Raw genomic sequence first — 8,634 nt, forward strand, 5'->3', positions numbered from 1 at the left:
GATCGAGCTGCTGCAGGAACCACAGGCGCTGCTGCGCCGGCCGCGGCCGGTCGGTCGGCAGCGGCAGCAGCGGCGGCTGGTCGCGCAGGTGATCGCGCCAGAACGCGGACTCGCGGTCGTCCGGTCGGCGTCGGTCGTGCAGCCGCCGGCTGTAGTCGACGTAACGGCACGCGACCGGTGGCAGTGTCGCGCGATGGCCGGCGCGGCGCGCCGCATAGCAGGCCGCGAGTTCGCGCACGAGCACGCCCATCGACCAGCCGTCGCTGACGATGTGATGCAGCGACAGCGCGAGCGCGTGCTCGTCCGGAGCGAGTGCATAGAGACAGGCGCGCAACGGCGGCTCGGCCAGGTCGAACGGCTGCGCGGCGAATGCCTGCAGGCGCGCCGCGAACGCGTCGGCATCGCTGCGTTCGCGCGCGAGCGCGAACGTGTCCGGCGCCGGCAGCACGTGCTGGCGCACGCGGCCGTCCTGCTCGCGGAACACCGTGCGCAGACTTTCATGGCGCGCCTGCAGGTCCGCGAACGCCGCCTGCAGCGCGACGATGTCGAGCCTGCCCGTCAGTCTCACTGCGAGCAGCATGTTGTACGCGGCGGAGTCGCGATCGAGCTGCTGCAGGAACCACAGGCGCTGCTGCGCGGGCGACAGCGGCGCGTCGTCGGTTGCCGGGGTTGCCGGCAGAGCGGTGTCCACGTCCTGCGCGTCGTCGATACCCGCATTCGCATCGAGCCAGCGCGCGAGCGCGGCGACGCTCGTCGTATCGAACAGTTGCCGCAGAGGAACCGCGCGACCGGCGAATTCGCGCAGCCGCGCGATCACGCGCATCGCGCTGAGCGAGCTGCCGCCGATCGCGAAGAAGTCGGCGTCGGCGTCGATCGCCTCGATACCGAGCACGGCGCCGAAAATGGCGGCGATGCGATGCTCGGTCGGCGTCGACGGCGCGACGCGCGCGGTCTGCGCCGCGGCCTGCGCGCGCTCGGTCGCAAGCAGCGCGGCGCGATCGAGCTTGCCGTTCGGCGTCAGCGGAAGTCGACCGAGCGCAGTCAGCGTCGACGGAATCAGCGCGTCGGGCAGCCACTGCCGCAACGTCGCGCGCCAATCGGACGGGATCGCGCCGTCGTCGGTCACGACGAAACCGGCGAGCCGCGCGTTCGACGCCGTGCCCGCGTCGGATGCGCCGGGCACGTGCAGCACGCTGGCCTGGCGCACCGCCGGCAGACGGCGCAGCGCGGCTTCGACGTCGCCGGGCTCGATGCGCACGCCGCGCAGGCTGACCTGCCGATCGGCGCGGCCGAGCCCGTGCACGCTGCCGTCGGGCGCGTAGCGGCCGAGGTCGCCGGTGCGATAGATGCGATCCTGCGCGTCGCCGGTGACCGGATTCGCGCCGAAGCGCGCCGCGCCGCCGCCGGCGGCGTCGAGATAGCCGCGCGCGATGTGCGCGCTGCGGATGCAGACCTCGGCGACTTCGCCGATGCCGGCAGGCTGGTCGGCCGCATTGAGCAGCAGCAGCTGCACGCCCGGAAAGCCGCGGCCGAGCGGCACCGTCGCGGGCGCCTCGGGCGAGGTGTCTGCGACCTGATGGCCGAGCGCCCACTGCGTTTCGGTGGCTCCGTAGAAGGAAACTATTTCGCAGTGTGGACAACGCTGCGCGAAATGCTGCGCGTCGGCGCGCGGGAATGCATCGCCGACGACGAAGGCTCGGCGCAGGTCGGGCAGAACCGCATCGGACGCACCGGAGTCGGCGACGATACCGGCCATGGCCGGCGTCAGGTTGGCCACGGTGATGCGCTGCGCGCGCATCCAGCGTGCGAGTTCGCCCGGAGCGAGTTGTTCGGCATCCGGCACGCAGGCGGTCGCGCCGGTCGTCAACGGCAGCAGCAGATCGCGCTGCAGCGGATCGTGCGACAGGCCCGACAGCACGCTGTAGCGATCCTCGGCGGTCAGGCCGAAGCGCTGCTGCAGCCACGGCAGGAACTGCGTGAACGGACCGTGCCGGCCGGCTACGGCCTTGGGCCGGCCGGTCGAGCCCGACGTGAAGGCGATGTGCGACAGCGAATCGGCGTCGATCCCGGGCAGCGGCAACGCGGCATCGGACCAGTCCGCCGTGTCGCGCTCCGCATCGGCGAGCGTGCCGCGCCAGCGCAGGCCGGCCAGCGCCGCGGCCAGTTGCGCGTCGCGCACCTGCGCGCCGCCGACGGCGATCCAGGCAACCGGCGGCGCCGCCTCGACGCAGGCGAGCAGGCGCGCGTCGGGATAGGCCGCATCGAGGATCATGAACGCGGCACCGCACTTGATGACGGCGAGCAGCGCGACGGCGAGTTCGCCGCAGCGCGTCGCGTGCAGCGCGACGACGTCGCCGACGCCGACGCCGCGCGATCGCAGCAGCGCGCCGACGCGGTCGCTCGCGCGGTCGAGTTCGCGATACGTGAACTGCCGGCGCGCGTCGCTGACCGCGCAACGTTCCGGATGCGCGAGCGCTGCGGCGCGAAAGCGTTCGGCGAGCGATCCGTTCCAGCCGCGCGCGAGCGGCAGCGCCGGGTCGGGCAGCACGCGTGCGGCACGCGCGGTGCGGAGGCTGTACGCGGCGACGCGCTGCCTGGGATCGGCGACGACCTGTGCGAGCAGACCGCATAGCTGGTCGAGCAGATCTTCCGCACGCGCCGCGTCGAACAGGCGCGCGTCGTAGTGCAATTGCAGATCGATGCGCGCGTCGTGTTCGTAGGCGTAGAGCGTCAGATCGAATTTCGCCGGCTGCGGCGGCACGGCGACGGTCTCGATCGCGATGCCCGGCAGCGACAGCGCGGCATCGCGGCCCGGCATGTTGAAGAAGACCTGGAACAGCGGATGGCGGCTCAGGTCGCGCTCGATGCGCAGCGCATCGACGATGCGCTCGAACGGCACGTCCTGGTGCGCGTAGGCGTCGAGCGCGGTCCGGCGCACCTGTGCGAGCAGGCCCGCGAACGTCGCGTCGTCCGGCAGCCGCGTGCGCAGCGCGAGCGTGCCGAGGAACAGGCCGAATACGTGTTCGAGCCCGGCGCGGCGACGCTCGGACATCGGCGTGCCGACACAGACGTCGGCCTGACCGCTGAGTCGCGCGAGCTGCAGTTTGAACGCGGCGAGCAGGGTCATGAAGACGGTCGCGCCGTGCTGCTGCGCCAGCGCGCGCAGGCGCACCACGAGCACCGCGTCGAGCGACCGCGTGATGACGGCCGCGACGGCCGGCGCCGCGTCGCGACGCGGCCGGTCGAGCGGCAGATCGAGCGCGGCGGGCGCGTCGGCGAGCTGATGCGTCCACCAGGCCAGTTGATCGTGCGCCGCGGCGTCGCCGGCGCGTGCGTGCTGCCACGCGGCGTAGTCGCCGTAGTGCAGCGGCAGCGGCGGCAGCGCGGGCGCGGAGCCGGTCGCGCGCGCGCGATAGGCCTGGGCGAGTTCGCGCGCGAACAGTGCGATCGACGCGCCGTCGGCAATGATGTGATGCACGACGACGGCCAGCACATGGCTGCCGTCGTCGATGCGCAGCAGGCGCGCACGCAGCAGTGCGTCGGTATGCAGATCGAACGGCTGCGCGAGGAACGCGGCAACGGTCGCGTCGAGCGCATTCGCTGCGATGGCATCGGCGGCGAGCGGAGCGAGCGGGCGGTCGAAGCATTGCATCGCGACGCCGTCGCGTTCGACGAAGCGCGTGCGCAGGCTTTCGTGGCGCTGCGCGACGACGTCGAACGCCGCCGTCAGCGCGGCGGTGTCGAGCGCGCCGCGCAGGCGCACGACGAGCGGCATGTGATAGGCCGTGCTGCCCGGTTCGAGCTGCGCGAGAAACCACAGGCGCTGCTGCGCGAACGACAGCGGCAGCGCCGCGTCGCGCGCGACCGCGGGAATCGTGTCGGCCGGCGCGCCGCCGGCACGCAGCGGACGCAGCATGTCGGCGAGCGCGGCGACGCCGGGCGCTTCGAAGATCGCCGACAGCGGCAGCTCGACGCCGAACTGCGCCTGCACGCGCGCGAGCAGGCGCATCGCCGCGAGCGAATGCCCGCCGAGCGCGAAGAAGTCGTCGTGCGCGCCAACCCGATCGACACCGAGCACCTCGGCGTAGAGCGCGGCGATGTCGCGCTCGAGCGCATCGCGCGGCGCGACGTTCGGGCGCTCGTCGGCGGTCCAGACCGGTGGGGGCAACGCGCGCCGGTCGACCTTGCCCCCTGGCGCGAGCGGCAGCGCGTCGAGCCGCACCCAGGCCGAGGGCAGCTGGAACGGCGGCAGGGTCCGGCGCAGCGCGTCGCGCAATGCGTCGGTCCTGACGTCGCCGGACGCCGCTACGACATAAGCCACGAGCGCGGCGTCGCCGTTCGGCGTCTCGCGCAGCTCGACGGCGGCCGCGCGCACGCCGTCGATGCGGCACAGCGCGGCCTCGATCTCGCCGGGTTCGATGCGGAAGCCGCGCAGCTTGATCTGGCGGTCGACGCGGCCGAGGAATTCGTAGTCGCCGCTCGCGAGACGGCGCACGCGGTCGCCGGTGCGGTACATGCGCGCGCCCGCGTCCACGGCGAACGGATCGGGCAGGAAGCGTTCCGCCGTCAGCGCGGCCCGGCCGCAGTAGCCGCGGCCGACGCTGGGCCCGGCGAGAAACAGCTCGCCGGCGACGCCGTCGGCGACGGGGCGCAGCTTCGCATCGAGCACGTAGGCGCGCGTGTTCGCGATCGGCCGGCCGATCGTGATCGGTGCCGGGGCCGGCGCGACCGCGCCGGCCAGCGTGACGACGGCCGCTTCGCTGGGCCCGTAGGCGTTCTGCAGCACGAAGCCGGCGTCGGCCGGCGCACGCCGCTTGAGCTGTTCGCCGCCGGTCAGCAGTTGACGCAAGTGCGTCGGCGTTTCGATGCCGGGCGCGAGCAAGGCCTCGGCCAGCGGCGTCGGCACGTAGGCGATGCTGATGCGCTGCGACTGCAGCCACGCAGCAAGCCGCGGCGGCCGCTCGCGCGCGGCCTCGTCGGGAATGCACAGGCAGGCGCCGGCCGTGAGGCAGCCCCAGATATCCATGAGGCTGCCGTCGAAGCCGAGCTGCGCGAGCAGGCTGGAGCGATCCGACGCCGCGATGCCGGTCATGCCCCGGTACCACAGCAGCATGTTGTGCAGCGCGCCGTGGCCGACCATCGCGCCCTTGGGTTCGCCGGTCGATCCCGAGGTGTAGACGATGTAGGCGAGCTGCACGGGATGCAGACGCGGCTCCGGTACCGCCGCCGGAAGCTCGGACAGTTGGCACAGTTCGTCGACGCGCAGCAACGGCCGCTGCAGCGATTCGCCGAGCGTCTGCGTCGCCGCGTTGACGAGCACGCCGGCGAGATCCGCGTCGGCGGCCACGTAGCGCAGGCGCGCCGGCGGGTAGTGCGTATCGAGCGCGACGAAAGCAGCGCCCGCGTTCCAGACCGCGAGTGCGGCGACGGCGAAGTCGGCCGAGCGCGGCAGGCAGATGCCGACGCGGCTTTCGGCACCGATGCCGCGTGCGCGCAGCTGCTCGGCGAGCCGTCCGGCGCGCGCGGCCAGCGTTGCGTAGTCGAGCCGGGCATCCGGCGCATCGACGGCGGGCGCGTGCGGCCGTTCGCGTGCCTGCCGGGCGACTGCAAGCGGCGCGAATTCGTACGGGTCAGATGCGACCGGTTCGCCGCACGATCGCGCGACGCGGCGCGCGCGTTCGTCGGCGTCGCCGTGACCGAGGTCCGCGACGGCCGCATCGGGCCGCGCGGCGATGTCGTCGAGCAGCGTTCCGTAGTCGCCGAGCCATGCGCGGATCGTCGCCGCGTCGAACAGGTCGGTCGCGTAGTCCAGTTCGCCGGCGAGACCGGCCTCGGTCTGTTCGAGACTCAGCGACAGGTCGAACTTCGCATGCCGCCGCGGCGCGGCGACGAGGCTCGCATCGATGCCGGGCAGCGGCGGCAGTTCGGCCGGCGCGTTCTGCAGCGCGAACATGACCTGGAACAGCGGCGCATGCGCGGTGCTGCGCGCCGGGTTCGCCGCCTCGACGATCTGGTCGTACGGCAGTTCCTGATGGGCGAACGCCGCGAGCGCGGTGTCGCGCACGCTGCCCAGCAGCGCGCGGAACGGCGTCTGCGCATCGATGCGGATGCGCAGCGGAACCGTGTTGACGAAATAGCCGATCAGCGTTTCGAGCGCGGCATGCGGGCGATTCGCGACCGGCGTGCCGACGACGATGTCGTCCTGCGCCGACAGCCGCGCGAGCAGCAGCTGGAACGCGGCGAGCAGCAGCATGTACAGGCTCGCGTTCTCGCGGCGCGCGAGCTCCGACAGGCGGCGCACGAGATCGGCCGGCACGGCGAGCGGCTCGGCCGCACCGCGCAAGGACTGGCGCGCCGGACGCAGCCGGTCGCACGGCAGCGCGAGCAGGCCCGGCGCGCCGTCGAGCGCGCGCCGCCAGTAGCCGACGAGCGCGGTCTGTTCCGGCCCGCCGCTGCGCGCGTGCTGCCACGCCGCGTAGTCGGCGTACTGCAGCGCGAGCGGCGCCGCGGCGATCGCACGGCCGTCGCGCCGCGCCGCATAGCCCTGGCCGAGTTCGCTCATGAGCACGCCGAGCGACCAGCCGTCGGACACGAGGTGATGCATGTCGAGCAGCAGCACGTGCTCGTCGGCCGCGAGCCGCAGCAGGCGCGCTTCGAACAGCGGACCGTTGGCGAGGTCGAACACGCGGCTGCCCTGTGCGGCGAGATGCGCAGCCAGCGACGCGGGATCGACATCGTCGACCGGCAACGCGACGTCGTGCCTGTCGGCGATGCGCTGGCAGGGCTCGCCGTCGACGGCGACGAAGGTCGTGCGCAGGCTTTCGTGGCGCTGCACGATCGCCGCGAGGCTTTCGCGCAGCGCGGCGACGTCGAGCGCGCCGCGCAGGCGCAGCGCGACCGGCAGGTTGTAGGCGGCCGTCGCGCCGGCGAGCTGCTGCTGCAGCCACAGCGGGCGCTGCGCCGGCGCGCAGGGCATGGCCGGCGTGCGCGCGATGCGCGGAAACGACGGCGGGGATTCGCCATCCGCGGCGAGCAGCGCGATCAGCGCGTCGCGATGCGCACGCAGCTCGGCAAGCAGTGGTTCGTCGAGCACGCCGCGTCCGGCGTTGACGCGCAGGCGGCCGTCCTGCACCGACAGGCGCACGTCGCTGTCGTTGAGGCGGCGCAGCAGGTCGAGCGCGCTCACAGCTCGATCTCTTCGCGCGCGTCGTCGACGGCATGCGCGGCCTGCTGGATGGCGGCGGCTTCGCGCCGGGCGCAGACGACGATGTCGATGCAGGTCGCGAGCGCGGCAATCGTCGGCGTCTCGAATACCTGCCGCACCGGCAATGCGACGCCGCAGCGGTCGCGCACGCGCGCAAGCAGGCGCATGGCAAGCAGCGAGTTGCCGCCGAGCACGAAGAAATCGCTGTCGATGCCGACGCGTTCCTGCCCGAGCAATTCGGTCCAGAGCGCTGCGAGCCAGGTTTCGGTCGGCGTGGCGGGCGGGCGATGGAACGCCTCGTCGGCGAACGACGGCGCCGAGAGTGCGCGCCGGTGGATCTTGCCGTTGTGCAGCGGCAGCAAGTCGAGCACGACGAACTGCGCCGGCACCGCGTGCGCGGGCAGGCTCGCGACGAGCCTCGCGCGCAGTGCGTCGGCATCGATCGTCGTGCCGGATTCGGCGACGAGCCAGGCGACGAGCTGCTCGCCGGCCGCACCGACCGTGCGCACGCCGGCCGCGGCCTCGCGCACGCCCGGCAAGCGGCACAGCGCGGCTTCGACTTCGCCGAGTTCGAGGCGATGGCCGCGCAATTTGACCTGCGCGTCGACGCGGCCGAGGAAGTCGAGCACGCCGTCGTCGCGGTAGCGCGCGCGGTCGCCGCTGCGGTACATGCGCGCGCCGGGCGGGCCGAACGGATCGGGCAGGAACGCCGCGGCCGTCGTTGCGGGCTGGCCGCGGTAGCCGCGCGCGAGCCCTTCGCCGGCGATGTACAGCTCGCCGGGCAAGCCCGCCGGCAGCGGCTGCAGCGCCTCGTCGAGCACGTACATGCGCCGGTTCGCGAACGGCCGGCCGATCGGCACGGTCGTGCCGTCCGCGTCGGCCGCGCAGTCGTGGCCGCTCGCGGTGATCGTCGTTTCGGTCGGCCCGTAGCCGTTGAGCAGCGGCACGCCGGCATACGGCGTGTGTCGCCAGTCGCGCAGCGCGTCGGCAGCCATCGCTTCGCCGCCGACCAGCACGAGACGCAGCCGCGGGTTCGCCGGCAGGTCGGCGCGGCCGCTCCACTCGCGCGCGAGCAGATGCCACAGCGCGGACGGCAGGTCGGCGACAGTGATGTCGAGTTCGACGAGTTTTTCGGCGAAGCGGCGCGGTTCCCAGAGTTCGGCTTCGCGCGCGACGCTGCAGGCGCCGGCGATCAGCGGCGGAAACAGCTGGTCGAGCGAGATGTCGAAGCCGAGCGCGGCGAAGTGCAGTACGCGGTCGTCGGCACGCAGGGCGTAAGCCTGCTCGACGCCGCGGCAGTGCTGCAGCAGCGCGCGATGATCGACGGCCACGCCCTTGGGCCGGCCGCTCGAACCCGAGGTGTAGATCAGGTACGCGAGTTCGCTGCCGTGCCGCGGCGGCAGCGGTGCGAGGACGGGCAGCGGCTCGCC

At 73.2% G+C, this 8,634-nt stretch carries 2 protein-coding genes; both read right to left on the reverse strand.

Annotated elements, in window-relative coordinates; all coding sequences use genetic code 11:
- Window positions 1-7,186: non-ribosomal peptide synthetase (locus VLF18_RS19805; RefSeq protein ID WP_325281359.1), on the reverse strand; the 7,186-nt coding region annotated here is incomplete at its 3' end.
- Window positions 7,183-8,634, reverse strand: a 1,452-nt coding sequence (locus VLF18_RS19810) for a non-ribosomal peptide synthetase (RefSeq protein ID WP_325281360.1), incomplete at its 5' end; no start/stop codon positions are given. The genes VLF18_RS19805 and VLF18_RS19810, both read right to left, overlap by 4 nt.

Source organism: Tahibacter sp., assembly GCF_035481375.1.
In the GTDB taxonomy this organism is placed as follows: Bacteria; Pseudomonadota; Gammaproteobacteria; order Xanthomonadales; family Rhodanobacteraceae; genus Tahibacter.